Annotated in this window: 21 protein-coding genes and 3 tRNA genes; 7 read left to right on the forward strand and 17 right to left on the reverse strand. The window is 65.6% G+C overall.

The window, feature by feature from the left end:
- The first annotated feature begins 27 nt into the window (after positions 1–27).
- The 4 genes from vanR (at position 28) to WMO64_RS00225 (ending at position 1,118) form a co-directional block, all read left to right on the forward strand.
- Entirely contained in the window at positions 28–717 is a 690-nt protein-coding gene (vanR, locus tag WMO64_RS00210) for a VanR-ABDEGLN family response regulator transcription factor (RefSeq protein ID WP_349230618.1), read from the forward strand.
- Between the two features lie 100 nt (positions 718–817).
- Positions 818–894 (forward strand) — tRNA-Met (locus WMO64_RS00215).
- A gap of 38 nt (positions 895–932) precedes the next feature.
- Positions 933–1,007: transfer RNA gene (locus WMO64_RS00220), tRNA-Glu, on the forward strand.
- 35 nt (positions 1,008–1,042) lie between these two features.
- Positions 1,043–1,118, forward strand: a tRNA-Val gene (locus WMO64_RS00225).
- Between the two features lie 279 nt (positions 1,119–1,397).
- Here the strand turns inward: WMO64_RS00225 and WMO64_RS00230 are convergent.
- Positions 1,398–2,774, reverse strand: coding sequence for a DUF2812 domain-containing protein (locus WMO64_RS00230; protein ID WP_349230619.1), 1,377 nt, complete (start codon positions 2,772–2,774; stop codon positions 1,398–1,400).
- Positions 2,771–3,094, reverse strand: coding sequence for a PadR family transcriptional regulator (locus WMO64_RS00235; protein ID WP_148318009.1), 324 nt, complete (start codon positions 3,092–3,094; stop codon positions 2,771–2,773). The genes WMO64_RS00230 and WMO64_RS00235 overlap by 4 nt, the downstream gene beginning before the upstream one ends.
- A gap of 175 nt (positions 3,095–3,269) precedes the next feature.
- Between WMO64_RS00235 and WMO64_RS00240 the strand changes: the two genes are divergently transcribed.
- Together WMO64_RS00240 and WMO64_RS00245 are read left to right on the forward strand one after the other, a co-directional pair.
- On the forward strand, positions 3,270–3,515 hold the full coding sequence (locus WMO64_RS00240) for a hypothetical protein (RefSeq protein WP_294522212.1): 246 nt from the start codon (positions 3,270–3,272) through the stop codon (positions 3,513–3,515).
- Positions 3,516–3,651: 136 nt separating this feature from the next.
- Positions 3,652–4,368 (forward strand): Bax inhibitor-1/YccA family protein, encoded by a 717-nt coding sequence (locus WMO64_RS00245; RefSeq protein WP_294522215.1) that lies wholly within the window; start codon positions 3,652–3,654, stop codon positions 4,366–4,368.
- Between the two features lie 51 nt (positions 4,369–4,419).
- On the opposite strand, the gene WMO64_RS00250 is transcribed toward WMO64_RS00245, so the two are convergent.
- The 8 genes from WMO64_RS00250 to WMO64_RS00285 form a co-directional block, all read right to left on the reverse strand.
- Positions 4,420–5,175: an ABC transporter ATP-binding protein gene (locus WMO64_RS00250; protein WP_349230620.1), complete on the reverse strand. Its 756-nt coding sequence runs from the start codon at positions 5,173–5,175 to the stop codon at positions 4,420–4,422.
- Positions 5,172–6,248 carry a FecCD family ABC transporter permease gene (locus WMO64_RS00255; RefSeq protein ID WP_349230621.1) on the reverse strand — a complete coding sequence of 359 codons (1,077 nt, stop codon included), beginning with the start codon at positions 6,246–6,248 and terminating at the stop codon, positions 5,172–5,174. Before WMO64_RS00255 ends, WMO64_RS00250 begins: the two co-directional genes overlap by 4 nt.
- Positions 6,241–7,362 (reverse strand): iron ABC transporter substrate-binding protein, encoded by a 1,122-nt coding sequence (locus WMO64_RS00260; RefSeq protein WP_349230622.1) that lies wholly within the window; start codon positions 7,360–7,362, stop codon positions 6,241–6,243. Before WMO64_RS00260 ends, WMO64_RS00255 begins: the two co-directional genes overlap by 8 nt.
- 96 nt (positions 7,363–7,458) lie before the next feature.
- Complete coding sequence (locus WMO64_RS00265) at positions 7,459–7,986, reverse strand: FmdE family protein (protein WP_349230623.1); 528 nt, start codon at positions 7,984–7,986, stop codon at positions 7,459–7,461.
- The gene (larC, locus tag WMO64_RS00270) at positions 7,979–9,346 is read right to left on the reverse strand and encodes a nickel pincer cofactor biosynthesis protein LarC (RefSeq protein WP_349230624.1); all 1,368 of its coding nucleotides are present in this window, start codon (positions 9,344–9,346) and stop codon (positions 7,979–7,981) included. The genes WMO64_RS00265 and larC overlap by 8 nt, the downstream gene beginning before the upstream one ends.
- On the reverse strand, positions 9,343–10,137 hold the full coding sequence (gene larB / locus WMO64_RS00275; protein WP_294522233.1) for a nickel pincer cofactor biosynthesis protein LarB: 795 nt from the start codon (positions 10,135–10,137) through the stop codon (positions 9,343–9,345). Before larB ends, larC begins: the two co-directional genes overlap by 4 nt.
- Before the next feature lie 5 nt (positions 10,138–10,142).
- Positions 10,143–10,895 (reverse strand): ATP-dependent sacrificial sulfur transferase LarE, encoded by a 753-nt coding sequence (gene larE / locus WMO64_RS00280; protein WP_294522236.1) that lies wholly within the window; start codon positions 10,893–10,895, stop codon positions 10,143–10,145.
- A gap of 541 nt (positions 10,896–11,436) precedes the next feature.
- A complete protein-coding gene (locus WMO64_RS00285; protein WP_294522239.1) occupies positions 11,437–12,570 on the reverse strand; it encodes an aldo/keto reductase in 1,134 nt (377 codons plus the stop codon).
- Positions 12,571–12,736: 166 nt separating this feature from the next.
- Between WMO64_RS00285 and WMO64_RS00290 the strand changes: the two genes are divergently transcribed.
- The gene (locus tag WMO64_RS00290) at positions 12,737–13,525 is read left to right on the forward strand and encodes a peptidoglycan recognition protein family protein (RefSeq protein ID WP_294522242.1); all 789 of its coding nucleotides are present in this window, start codon (positions 12,737–12,739) and stop codon (positions 13,523–13,525) included.
- Positions 13,526–13,675: 150 nt separating this feature from the next.
- On the opposite strand, the gene WMO64_RS00295 is transcribed toward WMO64_RS00290, so the two are convergent.
- The 7 genes from WMO64_RS00295 to WMO64_RS00325 all read right to left on the reverse strand — a co-directional run bounded on the left by WMO64_RS00295 (position 13,676) and on the right by WMO64_RS00325 (position 19,614).
- Complete coding sequence (locus WMO64_RS00295; RefSeq protein WP_349230625.1) at positions 13,676–13,918, reverse strand: hypothetical protein; 243 nt, start codon at positions 13,916–13,918, stop codon at positions 13,676–13,678.
- Positions 13,919–14,069: 151 nt separating this feature from the next.
- Complete coding sequence (locus tag WMO64_RS00300; RefSeq protein ID WP_294522247.1) at positions 14,070–14,282, reverse strand: cold-shock protein; 213 nt, start codon at positions 14,280–14,282, stop codon at positions 14,070–14,072.
- A gap of 197 nt (positions 14,283–14,479) precedes the next feature.
- On the reverse strand, positions 14,480–14,917 hold the full coding sequence (locus WMO64_RS00305) for a hypothetical protein (RefSeq protein ID WP_349230626.1): 438 nt from the start codon (positions 14,915–14,917) through the stop codon (positions 14,480–14,482).
- Positions 14,918–15,066: 149 nt separating this feature from the next.
- The gene (glpK, locus tag WMO64_RS00310; RefSeq protein ID WP_349230627.1) at positions 15,067–16,557 is read right to left on the reverse strand and encodes a glycerol kinase GlpK; all 1,491 of its coding nucleotides are present in this window, start codon (positions 16,555–16,557) and stop codon (positions 15,067–15,069) included.
- Positions 16,558–16,587: 30 nt separating this feature from the next.
- Positions 16,588–16,932 carry a DUF1667 domain-containing protein gene (locus WMO64_RS00315; protein WP_294521599.1) on the reverse strand — a complete coding sequence of 115 codons (345 nt, stop codon included), beginning with the start codon at positions 16,930–16,932 and terminating at the stop codon, positions 16,588–16,590.
- Entirely contained in the window at positions 16,929–18,185 is a 1,257-nt protein-coding gene (locus tag WMO64_RS00320; RefSeq protein WP_349230628.1) for an NAD(P)/FAD-dependent oxidoreductase, read from the reverse strand. The genes WMO64_RS00315 and WMO64_RS00320 overlap by 4 nt, the downstream gene beginning before the upstream one ends.
- The gene (locus WMO64_RS00325; protein WP_349230629.1) at positions 18,178–19,614 is read right to left on the reverse strand and encodes an NAD(P)/FAD-dependent oxidoreductase; all 1,437 of its coding nucleotides are present in this window, start codon (positions 19,612–19,614) and stop codon (positions 18,178–18,180) included. The genes WMO64_RS00320 and WMO64_RS00325 overlap by 8 nt, the downstream gene beginning before the upstream one ends.
- Positions 19,615–19,653: the final 39 nt, after the last annotated feature.

Consider the following 19,653-nt stretch of genomic DNA (forward strand, 5'->3'; position numbering starts at 1 on the left):
AATCGGAGGAAAGGAGGCGGTGCGACCGTGAAGGCCAATATTCTGGTGGTGGACGACGAGCCCGAGATCGCCGACCTGGTGGAGGTCTACCTCAAGAGCGAGGGGTTCACCGTCTTCAAGTGCGGCACCGGCACCGACGCCCTCCAGTGCGTGAACCGGGAGCGGCTGGACCTGGCCATCCTGGACGTGATGCTGCCCGACATCTCCGGCTTTACCCTGTGCGGGGAGATCCGCCGGGAGCACCACTTTCCCGTCCTCATGCTCACCGCCCGCACCGAGGACATGGACAAGATCACCGGGCTGACCATCGGCGCCGACGACTACATGACCAAGCCCTTCAACCCCCTGGAGCTGGTGGCACGGGTGAAGGCCCAGCTGCGGCGGTACACCCACTACAACGAGAACGACCGGACCGTGGGGGACGTCATCGACTTCAACGGCCTGGTCATCAACCGGGCGACCCACGAGTGCACCCTGTACGACAAGCCCCTGAACCTGACCCCGCTGGAGTTCGACATCCTGTGGATGCTGTGCGAGAACCGGGGGCAGGTCATCTCCGCGGAGAAGCTGTTCGAGACCGTGTGGGGGGAGAAGTACCTGGACCGGAACAACACTGTCATGGTCCATATCCGACGCCTGCGGGAGAAGATGGGGGAGCCCGGCCGCAGCCCCCGGTTCATCAAAACCGTGTGGGGCGTGGGGTATAAGATCGACTGAACGGGAACCAAAAAAGTTTTTCAAAAAAATTTGAAAAAAGCGTTGACAAACAGGGGGGTGTCGTATATAATAACTCTTGCCCTGTTCGACGGGGTTACATGGCGGCATAGCTCAGTTGGCTAGAGCATGCGGTTCATACCCGCAGTGTCCCCGGTTCGAATCCAGGTGCCGCTACCATAAAAATCTAACAGGATGGGTTCCCGTCCTGTGCAGACGGCCCGGTGGTCAAGCGGCTAAGACACCGCCCTTTCACGGCGGTAACACGGGTTCGATTCCCGTCCGGGTCACCAACCCCTTACGGGGCATGACCGGACATACCAGATATGGAGGCATAGCTCAGCTGGTAGAGCGTCCGCCTCACACGCGGAAGGTCACAGATTCGAGTTCTGTTGTCTCCACCACAAAAACACCTGAAACCGAAAGGTTTCAGGTGTTTTTGTTTTTTTGAAATTTATTTTTCTGAAAAAGGACAAGGGCCAGCAAGTTCGGCGGGCGACCGCCTCCAACGGGTCAGGCCGCAGATTTGAGTTCTACTGTCTCCGCTGCAAAACAGCCACGTCAAACAACGTGGCTGTTTTTGTTTTCAGAAAGCAGACAGGAGTTGGCGTGCTCGGCGGACGACCGCCAGTAACAGCACCTGAAGCTACGGCTTCAGGTGCTTTTTTGCTTACAGGGACATATCAGCCGCCCAACAGCTCTGCTGCGGTGCGGATCTGCTCCGGGGTGGGGGTCCAGTAAAAGGTGAGCTCCACCATGCGGCTCTCCCAGCAGATGAGGTAGGTATCCCGAGGACCGTCGTCCCGGTAGACCTGATAGGCCGCCTGAGCGCCCCAGAGGGCGGCGTCTATGGGCTCGTAGTGGTCCACAAACACATAGTCGTCGATGATCTCATCCTGATGCTCCTCCAGCAGGCTCTGCACGACGAGATCATGGAGGAAGGGCAGCTTGACATCGGTGACGGTGTAGCTGAGCTGGTAGTCCCGCTCCTCCTGGTTGAAGAGAGGCCGCTGCTCGTATTCACACCGGGAGAGAAGGAAGGTCTCCTGACAGTCGGCCTCCTTGGAGTACTGGGTGTCTGTCTCCACTAGGTCCTCTACTGTCAGGGGTATGGGGTCGTCGTAGATGTCCAAGGTAATATTGCCCCACTGGTAGCTGCCCACGGGCTGGCAGCTGTCACCAAAGGAGAGCAGGCCGGTGAGAATGCCGGCGGTGATACCGGCCAGCCCCACCACGGTCAGCAGCAGAATACAGCCCATGGTGGCCGCCTGATTGACCCTGCGGGAGACGCCCCGCTTTTTCAGCCATCTGGACAGGCGGCGGCCCAGCAGACCCACCGCCACGATGACCGCCAGCCACACCGCCAGGAACAAAAACTTGCGGACAGAGCCGGACAGGGAGAGAATCAGGAGCAGGACGGCCACAGTCAGCAGGCACCAGCCCAACGGCTGATTGGAGTGGACGGGCAGGAAAACGCCCTGCTCCGCGGCCCGCTTTGCCCGCCGGTGCCAGAGAAAGTAGTGGATCAGCTCGTAGACGGGGAACACCACCAGCAGCAGCCACAAGGGAAGGGAGAACATATAGGACGGAGTGGACAGGTAATCCACCGGGTTCCGCCACAGCTGACGGAGCTGGGACACCAGAATAAACAGGTAGAGGGCCAGGGACAGGAGCTGAGCGGTGAGCACCCGCTTGGACATGGTGCGGTGGATGGTCTCCACCTGGGCCACCGGGTCTGTGTCGATGGGCACGGCGTCCGCCCGGTCGGTGTAAAAAATCTGCATGGCGTCCCACCGGGCCGCCAGCTTCCAGCCGTCCTGGGCACAGAAGTCCTCCTTTATCAGCTGCCGCTGGCTGGGGCTGGGGTCAAACTCCGAGGCGTCGGGGAAGTAGGTCACCGCAAACCGCAGCCGCTGGGGCCGGATTTTCCGGTAGCTCCAGAGCAGCCCGCCGGGCTGCTCGATCATCCAGCCCTGGGCGGCCATCTGCTCCAGTTTCTTCTCAATCCCCTTTTGGTCGTAAAAGGAGAGGGTGGTAAAACAGCGTCTGGTCTCGCTCATTCCTGTGCCTCCTCTCTCAAAACACGGTCATAGTCCTCCGTCTGGCTCCGGAGCCGCCGGTATTCCCGGTCCAGCATCTCCCGGCCCTTGTCCGTGATGAGGTAGCTGCGGCGGCGGCCGGCCGCCTCGGTCTCCTGAATCACCCCCGCCGCCAGGAACTGCTCCAGCAGGTCGTACAGGGTGCCCGAGCCGATGGTCACCCGGCCCTCGGTCAGGGCCCGCACCGCCTCCAGAATGTCCGACCCGCGGCGCTCCCGGCGCAGGCAGAGCAGAATGTAAAACATCTGCTCGGTGAGGGTCTTGAATTTCTCCCGGGGCATGGCGTCTCCCTTCTTTCTCGATTATCGAGTTTTCTCCAACTCCATTATAACTCGAATATCGAGAAAGTCAACGCGGCAAAATGGAGAAAACAGCGGCGCCGTTGCCATATGGGCATAGATATGGTATAAAGGGAGTGGAGAAAGACCGCTTTTCACACGGAAAGGAGACGGAAAAATGGAAAAACTCACCTTTAAAAATCAGCTCATCCTGGGCGTGGCCATCCTGCTGGCCGGCTTTGCGTGCGCCTCCGCCACGAAAATACCGGCGTGCGCCAACGTGGGCTGTATCATGTACGGCTTCCTGTTTGTCATCCACCCGGTGTGGCCCGAGCGCGCCAGAAACCCCAGAATGGCGCTGTACATGCACCTGACCGGCGTGGTCATCATCCTGCTTGGGCTCATCGGCCGGTTCGGCGTCTGACGCGGGGACAGTTTTCCCCCAATGGCACTTTTCTTTTAGGGGGAAACCGTGTATACTAACGCCAGAATCCCGTGCTCTCCCGCCGGCAGAGCGCCGCGCAGGGGGAAATTTTCCCACGGGGAGAGGAGAATGCTCCGTGTACGAAAACAACTACTATACCCAGGAGGGATACGGCGGCTACGGCATGGTGGAGACCGTGGGCCGGTACACCGCCCGCACCTTCCTCTGGATGTTCGCCGGTCTGGCGGTCACCTTTGGCGTGGCCCTGGCCGGGTATATCACCGGCTTCAGCTTCCGGCTCCTGTTCAACTCCTTCACCTATATCGGCCTGGCTGTGGCCCAGATCGTGGTGGTCCTGGTGCTGGCGGCCCGGGTCAACAGCCTGTCCGTCCCGGCGGCCCGGTTCCTGTTCTTCGCCTACGCCGCCCTCACCGGCGTGACCTTCTCGGTCTATTTTATCATCTTTGACGTGGCCAGCCTGGTGCTGGTGTTCGGCGTCACCGCCCTGTACTTCGGCGCCATGGCCGTCTTCGGCTATGTCACCAAGGCCGACCTGTCCCGCATCCGCACCGTGCTGATGGGCGGGCTCATCTTCCTGGTGCTCTTCGGCCTCATCTCCATGTTCATCCCCGGCCTCCAGGCCCTGGACCGGATCTACTGCCTCATCGGCATCGCCGTGTTCCTGGGCTTCACCGCCTACGATACCCAGAAGATCAAGGCCCTCCACGCCTACTACGGCCATGACCCCGAGATGGCGGCCAAGGCCTCCATCTTTGCCGCCCTCCAGCTCTACCTGGACTTCATCAACCTGTTCCTCTACCTGCTCCGCTTCCTGGGCCGGCGGCGGAACTGACAAGACAGAAAACGCCCCTGCGCCCAGCGGCGCAGGGGCGTTTTTGCGTATTCAGCACACCGGCACCACCACCGGGATGCCGTCCACCCGGCAGACCCGGGCATTGACGTTATACACGTCCCGGATGTTCTCCTCGCTGACTACCGACGCGTCCCCGAAGGCGTGGACGCCGCCGTTGTGGAGCAGGAGAAAGCGGTCGCAGTACCGCAGGGCCAGGTTCAGGTCGTGGATGACCATGACGGCGGCGATGTTCCGCTCCCGGCACAGCTTCTGCACCAGGGAGAGCACCTCGTACTGGTTGTGCAGGTCCAGATTGCTGGTGGGCTCGTCCAGCAGCAGCACCCTGGGCTGCTGCACCAGGGCCCGGGCCAGCATGATCTTCTGCTGCTCGCCGCCGGAGAGCCGGTCCATGGGCCGGACAGCCATGTCCTCCAGCCCCAGGGCGGAGAGCATCTGGTCCACCAGGCGGTAGTCCTCCGCCGAGGCCCCCCACTTCATGTAGGGCTTGCGGCCCAGCAGCAGCATGTCGTACACCGTCAGGTGGCTGGCCGGGGGATTCTGGGCCACAAAGGCCACGTTTTTGGCCATCTCGGCGTGGGACATGGTGAGCAGCTCCGTCCCGTCCACCTTCACCGAACCGGACCGGGGCTTTAAGATGTGGCTGAAGCACTTGAGCAGGGTGCTCTTGCCCGCGCCGTTGTTGCCCAGAATGGCCAGGCACTCCCCGCTCCGGGCCTCAAAGGACACGTCATGGAGAATCTGCCGGCCGCAGCGGTAGGAGAAATTCAGATGTTCCACAGTCATCATGAGCGGTTCCGTCCTTTGAACAGCAGGTAGAGAAACAGGGGAGCCCCCAGGAAGGAGGTGATGGCGCCGATGGGCAGCACCACCGGGGCCACCACGTTCCGGGCCACCAGGTCCCCCAGCAGCAGCAGCACGGCCCCCATGAGGGCGGAGCCGGGGATGAGATAGCAGTAGTTGTTGCCCAGGAAGCGGCGGACCATGTGGGGGGCCACCAGGCCGATGAAGTTGATGATGCCCACGTAGGACACCACCACCGCCGCCACCACCGAGCAGACGAGCACGTTGACCAGGCGCAGGCGGCTCACGTTCACCCCCAGGCTGACGGCGGTCTGCTCGCCGCTCTCCAGGGCGTTGTAGTTCCAGCGGTTGCAGAAGAAGTACAGCCCGGCGGCGGCCACTACCGCCGCCATGATGCCCACCTCGCTCCAGCCGGTGCGGCCCAGGTCGCCGAAGGTCCAGAACACCAGGGAGGTGAGCTGTACCTCGTCGGCAAAATATTGCAGCAGGGTGGTGGCCCCGGAGAACAGGGAGCTGAGGGCCACGCCGGAGAGCACCATGGCCTCGGGGGTGATCTGACGCAGGCGGGACAGGGCCAGAATGAGCACCGACACGGCAATGCTGCCGCCGAAGGCGCACAGGCCGATGAGGGCCGGGTTGGAGAAGGTGACGCCGCCCCCGGCCTGGAGCCCGGCGCCCAGCACGATGATGGCGAAGGCGGCGCCGAATCCGGCGCCCTGGGAGATGCCCAGGGTGCTGGAGGAGGCCAGGGGGTTGCGCAGCACCGACTGAAGCACCACGCCCGCCACACCCAGCCCCGCGCCGCCCAGAATGGCGGTGCAGATCCGGGGCAGGCGCATGTTGCGCACCACGATGTTGACGCTGTTGTCCTCCGCCCGGCCTGCGATGCCCTTGATGAGTTCCAGCACCGGCGTGTTGTAGGACCCGGCCCGGAGGGACAGCAGGGCCGCCGCCAGCAGCACGGCGCACAGGGCCAGCAGGACGCCGATATTTCTGGCCCGGTGGCGGGAGTAGGCCTCCGGCGCGCTCAGGCGCACCGCGTCCGCGCCCTTAGCCACCCAGGGTCATCTCCTTGAATTGGTAGCCCGCCGCCTGGTACTGGGCGTAGGCGTCCTCCACCCCCAGCATGGTCTGAAAGATCTCGTCGAACTTGGCGGCAATGTCCACGTCGGCAAACTGCTCCGGATAGAGCACCTTGCCCATGTAGTAGGCGTCGGCCAGGGCCAGCTCGGTGTTGGTGGCGCTGTACCGGAAGGAGATCTGGCTGTACACCCGGCCCTCTTTCACAGCGGTCAGGCTGTTGTAGAAGTCCGGGTTGGAGGCGTAGTCCTCGTTGATGAGAGACAGGCCGTTGAAGTCCACAAAGATCACGTCCGGGTCCCAGGTGAGCACCTGCTCCGGGTCCAGGCTGAAGGCGCCGGTCTGGCCGGTGGTGTCGGCCAGGTTCACCCCGCTGATGGCCGCCAGAGGGGCGTACCCCGCCTCGGTGCCCTCAAAGCCGTGGGAGCCCTTGAAGGACACGCCGGACACGTACACCGTGGGCTTGTCCGCGTCGGCCACACCGGCGGTGCGGTCGGCCAGGTCGGCCTGGATGCCCTTCAGGTAGGACGCCAGCTCCTCCGCCCGGTCCTCCCTGTGGTACACCTCCCCCAGGATGGAGAGGATCTGGAACACGTTGTCGTCGAACATGCCCTCGTTGAGGGGCACCACCACCACCGGGATGCCCGTCTTGTCCTGGAGGGCCTGGGCGCTGTCGGCGTCGGTGTTGGCCACGATCACGTCGGGATCGGCCTTCAGGATCTCCTCGTCATAGGTCTCGCCGTTGTTGCCGGTGACGGGCAGGGAGGCGAACAGGTCCTGATTGAAGTAGCTGAAGGGCTTGGTGATGGGCGCTCCCACCTCGTCGCTCTCCACCCCCACCGCCAGGTTCTGGGCCTGGAGGTAGGTGGTGTACCGCAGGGTGCACACCCCCACGCACACCACGGAGGACACGGTCTCGGGGATCTCCACCTGCCGCCCGGCGGCGTCGGTGATGGTGCGGGTGCCGCCTGTTCCGGCGGTCTGCTCCGGAGAAGCGGACGGGGAGGGAGAGGTGGCGGTGGGCGCGGCGGCGCATCCGGCCAGGAGCAGCAGGGAGAGCAGCAGGGCGGTGAGACGGGTTTGCTTTTTCATGGGAAAACTCCTTTGCAGTGTCTGGAAGGTCAGAGGCTTTGAAGATGGGGCTGCATCCTTTCTCCGGCAGACGGCTTCCGCCGTTTGCCGGACGGGTCACCAGCCCCGGTCGTAGGGCTGGAAGCAGTCCAGGCAGAGCAGCTGGCCCTGGTGGAGCCGGGCCTTGTGCTCGGGGATGGTCTCGCCGCACTGGGCGCAGGTCACGTTGCCGAAGATGCGGGCCTTCTCAGGCACCGGCCGGGTGGGCTCCGAGAAAGAGAGCACCTCCTCCACCGGGGCGGTGAGGAGCCAGTTCTGCCGGGCGGGCCGGTCCATAGTCCGGTCCCCGGGCTTCACCGCCACCCGCAGGCCCCTGCCGCTCTTGCGGCAGTAGAAGGTGAAGACCATCTTGCCGGTGCCCCGGTAGATGAGATTGCCCTTGCCCATGGTACAGCCGGTGATGACCTGCACCGCGTCCACGGCGCAGGTGTCGTTCTCGGTGACGCACACCAGCTCCTCGTCGGCCTCCGGGGCGTCCAGGCCCAGCTTTGCCATGGCCTCGGTGGCCACCCGGAAGCCGGTGGCCAGGCCGGGGCACTTGTGGCCGTGAAATTCCGCGCATTTGTTCCAGAGTGCCTCATTCATGGGAAGATTCCTCCTTTTTTGTTCCGGTCAGGGCCGCCTCCCACACCTGGGCGAAGGGGACCCCCGCCCGGCGGGCCGCGGCGGCCACGTCGTCAAACTCCGGCTTCCGGTGGGCAATGCCCCAGCCCTGGGCCGTCTTGATGCGGATGGGGCCGAAGGGGGTGTCCGCCGTCTCGTGGCCGGGGGTGAGAAAGTACTTGCCCCACCGGCGGGCCCGCAGGCCGTTGGTGGACGTCTCCCGCAGGACAGCCAGGGCCAGCTGGTCCTCCATGGCCGGGTCGCACAGCACGGTAATCACATGGCCGGGACGGCCCTTTTTCATCACGCCGGGGGTGGCGTACACGTCCAGCGCCCCCGCCTCCAGCAGCCGGGCGCAGGCGTAGGACAGGGCCTCGGGGGTCATGTCGTCCACATTGCACACCAGCTCGGCGATCTCCCCGTTGGCGGCGTCCGCCGTCTCGCCCCAGAAGGCCCGGACACAGTTGGCCCGGTCAAACTCCTTCTTGCCCACGCCGTACCCGATTGCGCGGGTGGTCATGACGGGCATGGGGCCGAACGCCTGGGCAAAGTGGGCCACCAGGGCGGCCCCGGTGGGGGTGCACAGCTCCCCCTGCACCTCTCCGCCGTAGGAGGGCACCCCCTCCAGCAGGAAGGCGGTGGCGGGGGCGGGCACCGGCACCACCCCGTGGGCGCACCGGACAAAGCCGCTGCCCACGTGGACCGGGGAGGCCACGATCTTGTCCGGGGAGAGCAGATACATGGCGTAGCACACGCCCACCACGTCGGCCACCGCGTCCAGGGCCCCCACCTCGTGGAAGTGGACCTCCTCCACCGGGCAGCCGTGGGCTTTGGTCTCGGCGGCGGCAATGGAATCGTACACCGCCTGGGCGTGGGCCTTCACCTCCTCGGGCAGGGGCAGGCCGCCGATGAGAGAAGCGATGTGGCCGGGAGAGGCGTGGTGATGGTGGTGATGGCCGTGGCCGTGCTCATGGTCGTGCTCGTGGTCATGCTCATGGTGGTGCTCGTGGCAGTGGTCGTGGCCGGGACAGTGGGGGTCCTCCGGGTGACAGTGGTCGTGGCCATGGTGGTCATGGCCGTGGGGATGGACGTGGATATGCCCCTCAGCGGCGGCCATGGGCATGTCGTGGGATTCCTCCTCCTCACCGCCCACAGTCACCTCCATCCGGGTACCTGCGATGCCGCAGGTCTTGGCGGACAGGGGGGAGAGGGACACCCCGGGCAGACCCAGGGAGTTCATGGTGCTGACAAAGGCCGCCTTGTCGGGCAGCAGCTCGTAGAGGGCGGACATGAGCATGTCGCCGGCGGCGCCCATATTGCACTCCAGGTACAGAATCTTCACAGCGGTGAAGCCTCCTTGTGTTGGTCTTGGGAGGGCAGGCCCTCCATCTGATTGATCATGCTGGCCAGATACCCGGCGCCGAAGCCGTTGTCGATGTTGACCACGGCGGAGCCGGAGGCGCAGGAGTTGAGCATGGACAGCAGGGCGGACAGGCCGTGGAAGGAGGCGCCGTACCCCACGCTGGTGGGCACGGCGATGACCGGGCAGTCCACCAGGCCGCCCACCACGCTGGCCAGGGCCCCCTCCATGCCCGCCACCGCCACCACGCACCGGGCGGACATGAGCACGTCCAGCCTGGACAGCAGCCGGTGGAGCCCGGACACCCCCACGTCGTACAGCCGGGTGACCCGGTTGCCCATGGCCTCGGCGGTGAGGGCGGCCTCCTCGGCCACCGGCAGGTCGCTGGTGCCCCCGGTGGCCACCACAATGTGGCCCAGGGAGGGGGTGTCCGTCCGGGGCCAGGCCACCGCCAGCCTGGCGTCGGCGTGGTAGTCCAGCTCTGCCGTCCGACTCACGAACTCCGCCGCCTCCGGGCCCATACGGGTGATGAGGATGTTGCCGCAGCCCCGGCTGTGCATGGCCGCCACAATACCGGCGATCTGCTCCGGCGTCTTGCCCGCGCCGTAGATCACCTCCGCGTTGCCCTGGCGCACCGAACGGTGGTAATCCACCTTGGCGTACCCCAAATCCGCGAAGGGGGACAGCTTCAGCTCCAGCAGGGCCTCCTCGGGGGTGGCCTCCCCCGCCGCCACCGACCGGAGCAGGGAGAGAATCTCTCGTTTATTGTCCATATCCGTCAGCCTCCCGTCCGTGTATCGCAGTCCAGCAGCACCGTCTCAAACCAGGGGGAGAGGGCGGCTTTGACCGCCGCCCGCTCGCCCGCCGCCCGGGCAAAGTCCCGCTCCGTCAGCTGGAGCCGGGCCGCGCCGTGGAACAGCCGCACCCGGAAATCCCGGTATCCCAGGGCGGCCAGGGCGCTTTCCGCCCCCTCCACCGCCGTTAGGGCCTCCCGGGTGATGGCCGTGCCCGTGGGTACCCGGGTGGCCAGACAGGCATAGGCGGGCTTGTCCCAGGTGAACAGCCCCGCCTCTCTGGAGCGCTGCCGTACCTCAGCCTTGGTGATGCCGCACTCCCGCAGGGGGGAGCGGACCGCCAGCTCGGCCAGCGCCCGCATGCCGGGCCGGTCGCCGGCGTCGTCCGAGGCGTTGGTGCCGTCCATGAGCAGAGTGTACCCGTCGGCCAGGGCCGCCCCCTTCAGCAGGGTGAACAGGGCGGTCTTGCAGTGGTAGCACCGGTCTGGGCCGTTGGCCGCCGCGCCGGGCACCGACAGCACGTCGGCCTCCAGCACCGCCATGGGCATGCGCAGCTCCTCCGCCAGCCGCTTGGCGTCGGAGAGCTCAAAGGCGGGCTGGAAGGGAGAGTGGACATAGTAGGCCTTCACGTCCTGGGCCCACTCCCTGGCCGCCCAGAGGAGATAGGCCGAGTCCACCCCGCCGGAAAAGGCCAGGGCGGCCCTGGGATTCTCCCGGAAAAAGTCCTGAAGGGTCATAAATATCCTCCTGAGGAAAGAATATCCTCCCCCGGGGCAACAAAAAAAGACACACCCGCAATGGGGCATGCCTTCTGACATCCTGCGCGGCGCTCTGCCGCACGCTGGGCCGGGGAGAGGAAAAAAGACTGTGAGCGGGGCCCTTCTGGGCCCCAGGGAGGCCGCTTGACCTCCGACTTAATCAGTATAAACGACCGGCCGGAGGCAGTCAAGACAAATGTCGCGTCTGCGCCGGGGAGGGGGGAACAAAATCAGGGTGTTTACATAATCTTCATATCTTATTTAAAATCCGTCCAACAATTGCCTCTGTCCCAGTGCTATCCTATAGTCACAGCAAAGGAAATCCACCGATACCGCCTCGGGCTGTTGTGGCGGACCAGAGACAGCACGGCTCCCCGTGTTTCCATATAAAAAGCTAGTTTTTCATTTCTCCCTCTTCTATTCCTCTCTCTTCCAAATCAAAAGCAGGATGCCCGGCGCGCACAGTGCGCCGGGCATCCTGCTTTTTTGTCCACAGAATACGTCCGAAGGGTGGAAAACCTCAGCCCTTTGCGGCCTCGGCGGCAGCGGCGGCCACCTCCGCGATCCGGTCGGGAATGGGGATGTGCTGGGGGCAGCGGTCCACGCACTGGCCGCAGCGGACGCACTGGTCGGGCCGCATGGACTCGGGGATCAGGTCCCAGGTGTTGTCAAAGGAGCTCTTTTTGCCGTCCACGCAGAACTGGTTGTAGATGGCGAAGATGCGGGGAATGTCCACATGTCTGGGGCAGTCGGTGCAGTACCGGCAGCCGGTGCAGGGGATGGTGCCGGCGGAGCGGTACACCTCCACCGCCCTGGCCAGCACGGCCCGCTCCTCCTCCGAGAGGGGCTGGAAGGGGGACATGGTGGCGATGTTGTCCTCCACCTGCTCCATGGCCGACATGCCGGAGAGCACGGTCATCACCCCGGGCAGGGAGGCGGCGTACCGCAGGGCCCAGGAGGCGGCGCTCTTCCCCGGGGCGGCCTCCTCCAGCACGGCCCGAGCCGCGGGGGTCAGATTGGCCAGGGCCCCGCCCCGCACCGGCTCCATCACGATGACGGGCAGGCCCCGCTCCGTGACGATCTCATACTGGCGCTTGGCGTTTTGCAGGTCCCAGTCCAGGTAGTTGAGCTGGAGCTGGACAAAGTCCCACTGGTGGTCGTCCAGAATGCGCTCCAGCAGCTCGGGCCGGTCGTGGAAGGAGAAGCCCAGCCGGCGGATGCGGCCCCGGGCCTTCTCGTGGGAGAGTACCTGGTAGGCCCCGGAGGCCTGGAAGGTGGCGTAGTGCTCGGCGGTGATGCTGTGGGCCAGGTAGAAATCGAAGTAGTCCACCCGGCAGCGCTGGAGCTGGCGGGTAAAGATATCCTCCGCGTCGGAGGCGGACTTGGCCAGCCAGGTGGGCAGCTTGGTGGCCAGGTGAAAGCTCCTCCGGTCCCATTTGGCCAGCAGCTGCCCCAGGAAGGGCTCGCTCTCCCCCTTGTGGTAGTTCCAGGCCGTGTCAAAGTAGTTGACACCCGCCTCGTGGGCCCGCTCCAGCAGGCGGCGGCTCTCCCGGACAGCGATCATACCGTCGCTCTTGCGGGTGGGAAAGCGCATGCAGCCATAGCCCAGCAGGGAGATGTCCTCCCCGATGGACGAGAAATGCCGTTTCTCCATGTTGTCCTCCCTGTGGTCCGCCTCCCGGGCGGAAATTCACGTTGTACCCTGCCCATTATTATAATGCAGGCCGGGAGCGCCTGCAAGCCCTGGATTTTTCCCCAGGTGTACGGGGACATGCCACAGACCGGGCCGGAACCGCATAGTCTGGAGGGGAGGGAAGCACATGAATCTGACCGAACGCATTCTCACCGGCAGCGACTGCTGGAAAGCGGGGCGCACCATCACCCCCAAGGGGGTCATGGTCCACTCCACCGGCGTGGCACAGCCCGACCCGGAGGTGTTCCTGAAAAACTGGAACAAGCCGGGTCTGGAGGCCTGTGCCCACGCCTTTGTGTACAAGGATGGGGTCATCCAGACCCTGCCCTGGAACTGGCGGGGCTGGCACGCAGGCGTGCCCAAGGGGGGCGGCGTGTCCGCCAACAACACCCATATCAGCTTTGAGATCCTGGAGCCCGCCGGTCACACCTACCAGGGCGGCACCATGATCGGCTACGATGCGGAGAAGAACGCCGCTTATTTTGACGCGGTGTACCGGGGCGCCGTGGAGCTGACCGCCATGCTCTGCGCCCGGTACGGGCTGGACCCGCTGGAGCCGGGGGTGGTGGTGGACCACTCGGAGGGCTGCGCTCTGGGCATCGCCTCCAACCACGCCGACGTGAGCCACTGGTTCCCCAAGCACGGCAAGGATATGGACCAGTTCCGCGCCGACGTAGCCAGAGAGATGAAGGGAGGGGAAGAGGAGATGACCCAGGAGACATTCAACCAGATGTTCCGCGCCGCCATGGAGGCGTGGCAGGCCGAGCAGGCGGCCCAGCCCGTCAGCACCTGGGCGGAGGAGGCCTGGAAGGCGGCCAAGGCCGGCGGCGTGTTCGACGGCACGGCCCCCAGGACGGCCCTGACCAGGGAGCAGGCGGCCCTGGTGCTCTCGCGCATGCAGAAGCAGGGCGGCTGACCAGAGTACCGCGGGAAAGGGGGGACGTTCTTGGGAACGTCCCCCCTTTCCTATGTAAAAAGACAATAAAAGCCCGCCCCGGCGGGAGCCGGGGCGGGGGTGGGGGAACTCTGTGGCGGTAAGTACGCCGCCGGAGGGCGGCGTGGGCGTTCAGCCCCGGCAGGGGCAGGAGGAGCCGGAATCCAGCTCCACGGCGGCCTGCAGGTTGGCGGAGCCCCGGGTCATAAAGGCCGGCATGGCCACATAGACCGGGTAGCTGTCCCCGGAGGAGTCGGAGTCCCACACGGGACGGTCGGGGAAGGAGGGAAGGGTGACGGCGCCGCCGTTCCCGCAGGAACAGCCGCAGGAGCACCCGCAGCAGCAACAGCAGCGGCGGTTGGAACAATTGCACATATGAGTATCCCCCAAAACAGATTTGGCGGGGCGGGGACGGCGGCGCCGCCTCCGCCTCACGGTACAGCATATGTCCGTGCGCCGCCGGGGGTGACAGCGTAAAAAAGCCCCCGCCGCGCACAGCGCGGCGGGGGCTTTTGATACCCTCAGATTAGAGAGGACGGACGTTGACAGCGCGGAGCTTGCCGGTGTCCTTGGGATCGGGCTCGGTGTCGTAGGTCACCTTCTGGCCCTCGGCGAGGGTCTTGAAGCCGTCCACCAGGATGGCGGAGAAGTGGACGAACACGTCGCCGCTGCCGTCGTCGTTGGAGATGAAGCCGAAGCCCTTGGTCTCATTGAACCACTTTACAGTACCGTGATACATGCTGGTACCTCCTCAAAAGATTTGATCTCTGCGCAAAAAGAAAACCCACATTTCCGTTTATCATCATCCAGTGAGCAGACGATGACTTACAAAAATGTGAGTTCAGGTCGTGCATAGAGAAGATCACGCTATATGATAGCATTCAACCGTAAGGTTGTCAACAGAAATAAATTGCCCGTCTTCCGGACCGGCGGAAATCACACCCGCTCCCGGTCCCGGTTGGCCTCCAGCAGGGCCCGGACGGTCTCGGGGGAGTAGGAGAGCAGGCGGCCGTACTCCCGGGCGATCTGGGTCCGGTTGCCGCCGAAATAGGCCCGGCCCGCCACCATGGACGCCTTGCGCTCCTTGAGGCGCAGGTACTCCTCCAGCACGTGGTCCGCCCGGTAGAACAGGTAGAGGAACTTCCCGCAGGTGGCGGAGAGGGGAAAGAGGTCGGTCACCAGCGGCTCGGCCTCCGGGTAGCACTTCACGCCGTACTGTGCCGCGATCTTAGCGGCAAAGGGGCCCAGCTCCTCCCACTCCGCCCGGCTGTCCACCGGGTGGCTCAGGGCCAGGGCCTTGACTCCCGCCCGCACCATCTCACAAAAACAGTCCATCACGCCGCAGCGGTAGGAATATGTATCGATTTCCCGCATGAAACATCAGCCTCCTGTAGCTTGCCTTTTCCATTTTACTCCAAAAGGAGGGGGAGAACAAGGGGAAAAATGGCGCAGGTCCCGGGCAAAGCGCCCGGGACCTGGAGAATATGTGGGGGAGAGCGGGCGCGGCCCTGTCAGACGGGGTCTTACACGCCGCAGGCCCAGCCCCGGCTGCGGCTCACCGCCCGGTGCCAGTCCTCCATGAGGGCGGCGCGGCGGGCCGGGTCCATGTCGGGGGTGTAGGTGGTGTCGCAGGCCCAGAGGTGGGTGATCTCCTCCCGGTCCCTCCACACGCCCACGGCCAGACCGGCCAGATAGGCCGCCCCCAGGGCGGTGGTCTCCCGGATCATGGGCCGGCGGACCTGCCGGTCCAGAATGTCCGCCTGGAACTGCATGAGGAACCGGTCCCGGCTGGCGCCGCCGTCCGCCTTCAGCTGGGTGAGGGGCACGCCGGTATCCGCCTCCATGGCCCGCACCAGGTCGGCCACCTGGTAGGCGATGGACTCCTGGGCCGCCCGGATGATGTGTTCCCGCCGGGTGCCCCGGGTCAGGCCCACGATGCAGCCCCGGGCGTACATATCCCAGTAGGGGGCCCCCAGGCCGGTGAAGGCGGGCACCAGGTACACGCCGCCGTTGTCGGGCACCTTCTGGGCGTAGTACTCCGCGTCCCGGCTCTCGGTGAAGAAGCGCATCTCGTCCCGCAGCCACTGGATCACCGCGCCGCCCACGAATACCGAGCCCTCCAGGGCGTACTGCACGCCCCCGTCCAGGCCGATGGCGATGGTGGTGAGCAGGCCGTTCTTGCTCTCGCAGGGGGCGGAGCCGGTGTTCATCAGCAGGAAGCAGCCGGTGCCGTAGGTGTTCTTGGCGTCGCCGGGGGAGAAGCAGGTCTGGCCGAAGAGGGCGGCCTGCTGGTCTCCCGCCATGCCCGCGATGGGCACCCGGGCGCCCTGGATGTCGGCATAGCCGTAGATCTCGCTGGAGGAGCGCACCTCCGGCAGCATAGCCCGGGGGATGTCCAGGGCCTGGAGCAGGGTGTCGTCCCAGTCCAGGCGGCGGATGTCAAAGAGCATGGTGCGGGAGGCGTTGGTCACGTCGGTGGCGTGGACCGCCCCGCCGGTCAGCTTCCACAGCAGCCAGCTGTCCACCGTGCCGAAGAGGATCTCGCCCCGACCGGCCTTCTCCCTGGCCCCCTCCACGTGGTCCAGAATCCACTTGATCTTGGTGCCTGAGAAGTAGGCGTCCGGGATCAGGCCGGTGACGGCCCGGATGTGGTCCCCCAGGCCCTTTTCCAGCAGGCTGTCCACGATCTCCGCCGTCCGGCGGCACTGCCACACGATGGCGTTGTGGATGGGCCGCCCGGTGGCCTTATCCCACAGGATGGTGGTCTCCCGCTGGTTGGTGATGCCGATGGCCGCCACGTCCGCCGGGGATACCCCGGTCTGGGCGATGACCTCCATCATCACCGCGTACTGGGAGGACCAGATCTCCATGGCGTCGTGCTCCACCCAGCCCTCCCGGGGGTAGATCTGGGTGAATTCCTTCTGGGAGATGCCCACAATGTTCTGCTCGCTGTCGAAGAGAATGGCGCGGGAGCTGGTGGTGCCCTGGTCCAGCGCCAGAATATACTTGTCCATGGCGATGCCTCCTGTCGAGTTGATGGTCCGTCAGATGGCCCGGGTGGTGACGAAATTGGCCCCGGTGCCGCATACATTGGGCAGCACCACCTGGCCCAGCGCCGCCGGTGCGGTCAGCGTCACGCCGTCCAGGGCCGCCGCGGCAGAGCGCACCAGCGCCTTGGGGATGGGCCGGTCGGTCTTGACGGGACAGCGGGGATGGACGCCGCCCACGCAGCGCACCGTGGAGGTGACCACCCGGGTGGGGTTGGTCAGCTCTATTCTACCATACTCCGCTCCTCTTGGACAGCCGTTTCCTGTGACGGCGTAATCCTGCTCCTCGTCCACCGCCAGGCGGCAGCCCCTGGGGCACACGATGCAGACTAAGTTTTTCATCTCCCGGTCGCCTCCTCCACCGATATGGTCAGCTCCTCCACGGCCCGGGACAGCAGGGCGGGGGAGAGGGTGATGCGCTCCATCTCGCCGGGGGCCATGTGCCGCCGGGGGAAGGCGGCCAGCTCTTTCCCAACCGAGGACACCACGATCCGGCTGTCCCCCAAGATGCGGTTTACCCGGAAAAACACCCCGCAGCCCCCCTTTGCCCGGTCCGACCGCAGCCGCTGGGGCACCGTGTAGTTTACCCCATCGCCGGGGGTGATGGTCACAGCGTCACCGGCGGAGGCGCCGCCGGACAGCACATACTCGGCTGCGGCCTCACCGGCCCGGGCGCTCTCGGCGGTGACAAAGTCCACCAGGTCGTGGACGTGGGCGGCGTTGCCGCAGGCAAACACGCCGGGCATGGAGGTCTCCATGTTCTCCTCCACCACCGCGCCGCCGGTGCGGCGGTCCATCTCAATGCCGGCCTGCTGGGTCAGCTCGTTCTCCGGAATGAGGCCCACCGACAGCAGCAGGGTGTCGCAGTCAAAGACCATCTCAGTGCCCGGAACGGGGCGGCGATTTTCGTCCACTTTGGACACCACCACCTGCTCCACCCGGTCCCTGCCCTTGATGTCGGTCACCGTGTGGGACAGGTAGAGGGGGATGTTGAAGTCCTCCAGGCACTGGACGATGTTCCGGTTCAGGCCGCCCGAGTAGGGCATGACCTCCACGCAGGCCAGCACTTCCGTCCCTTCCAGGGTCATGCGCCGGGCCATGATGAGGCCGATGTCCCCGCTGCCCAGAATGACCACCCGCTTGCCGGGCAGCCAGCCCTCCATATTCACATACCGCTGGGCCGCCCCGGCGGTGAGTACACCGGCGGGCCGGGTGCCCGGGATGGCGATGGCCCCCCGGGTCCGCTCCCGGCAGCCCATGGCCAGCACCACAGACTTGGCCTCCTCCACAGCGTAGCCACCGGGGCCCACCATATGGACCGCCGGGCCGGGGGCGATCTCCAGCGCCATGGTCTCCAGCCGAACCTCCACGCCGGTGTCCGAGAGCAGCTTAATAAACCGCCCGGCGTACTCCGGGCCGGTGAGCTCCTCTTTGAAATACTGGAGGCCGAAGCCGCTGTGGATGCACTGATTCAGAATGCCCCCCAGCTCCCTGTCCCGCTCCACCAGGAGGATGGACCGCAGGCCCTTCTCCCAGGCGGCCCAGGCGGCGGCCAGACCGGCGGGCCCGCCGCCGATGACGATCAGATCATACATGGCTCATCCCTCCTTTGGTCTCCCCGGCCAGCATCCAGCTGCCGGCGTTCTCCTGCAAGAGCTTTTTGCCGCCCAGACCCAGCTCCCGGTCCAGCAGCTCGGCCACTCGCGGGCCGCAGAAGCCGCCCTGGCACCGGCCCAGCCCGGCCCCCACCCGGCGCTTTACCCCGTCCAGAGAGCGGGGCGGGATGGGGCGGCGGAAGCAGTCCAGAATCTCCCCCTCGGTGACCGTCTCGCACCGGCACACAATGCGGCCGTACGCCGGACAGGCGGCCACCAGGGCCGCCTTCTCCGCCAGAGGCAGCTCCTTGAAGCGGATGCGCTTCCTGGTGCACACAAAATCCGGCTTTTCCTCCAGTTCCAGCCCGGCGGCGGACAGCAGCCCGGCGGCGTACTCGGCGATGGCGGGGGCGGCGGTGAGGCCGGGGGAGCAGATGCCCGCCAGGTCAAAGAACCCGGGGACCGCCTCCCGGATGATAAAGTCGCTGTGGTCGGTGGCGGCCCGCACCCCGGCGAAGGTGCGGATCACCGCCCCAAAGGCCACCGACGGCACCGAGCGGGCGGCGGTACGGCGGACAAAGTCCAGCCCGGCGGCGGTGGTGGCGGTGTCGTCCCCCTCCACCGGCTCGGCGTTGGGGCCCGCCATCAGGTTGCCGTGGACGGTGGGGGTCACCAGCACGCCCTTGCCCAGAGGGCCGGGGCACTGGAAGATGACCCTGCCCACCCGGTCCCCCTCGCTCTTGTCCAGCAGATAGTACTGGCCCCGGGAGGGGCGGAGCACAAAGTCCCGAGGGGCGGCCATCTCGTGGACGGCCTGGGCCCCCAGCCCGGCGGCGTTGAGGACGAACCGGCCCTCCACGTCCCCCCAGTTGGTATGCACCCGCCAGCCCTGTTCTATCCGCTCCAGGCCGGTGACGGTGTGCTCCAGCTTCAGCTCCGCGCCGTTGACCACCGCCGTCTCCGCCAGGGCCAGGCAGTACTCCCAGGGGGAGCAGATGGCGGCGGTGGGGGCGTGGAGTACGGCCCGCACCTGGGGGGACAGGTTGGGCTCCAGGACCCGGGCCTGGTCGCCGGTGAGGATCTCCAGCCCGGACACCCCGTTGGCTTGCCCCCGGCGGAGCAGGGTTTGCAGGGTGTGCTCATCCTCCTCCGTGAAGGCGGCCACAAAGGAGCCGCACCGGCGGTAGGGCACGTCCAGCGCCTCGCACAACTGAGCCGCCAGCTCCGCGCCCCGCACGTTGAACCGGGCCATGAGGGTGCCCGGCTCCGGGTCGTACCCGGCGTGGAGAATGGCGGAGTTGGCCTTGGTGGTGCCGCAGGACACGTCGTTGGCCCCCTCCAGCACACAGATGCTCAGCTTGTACTTGGACAGATGGAAGGCTGCCGCCGCGCCGGTGATGCCGCAGCCGATGATAATGACGTCGTACAACATAATCCCTCCTAATGCAACAAAAAAGAGCGAGACAAA

It is taken from the genome of Pseudoflavonifractor intestinihominis (assembly GCF_040096055.1).
Taxonomy (GTDB): Bacteria; Bacillota; Clostridia; order Oscillospirales; family Oscillospiraceae; genus Pseudoflavonifractor; species Pseudoflavonifractor intestinihominis.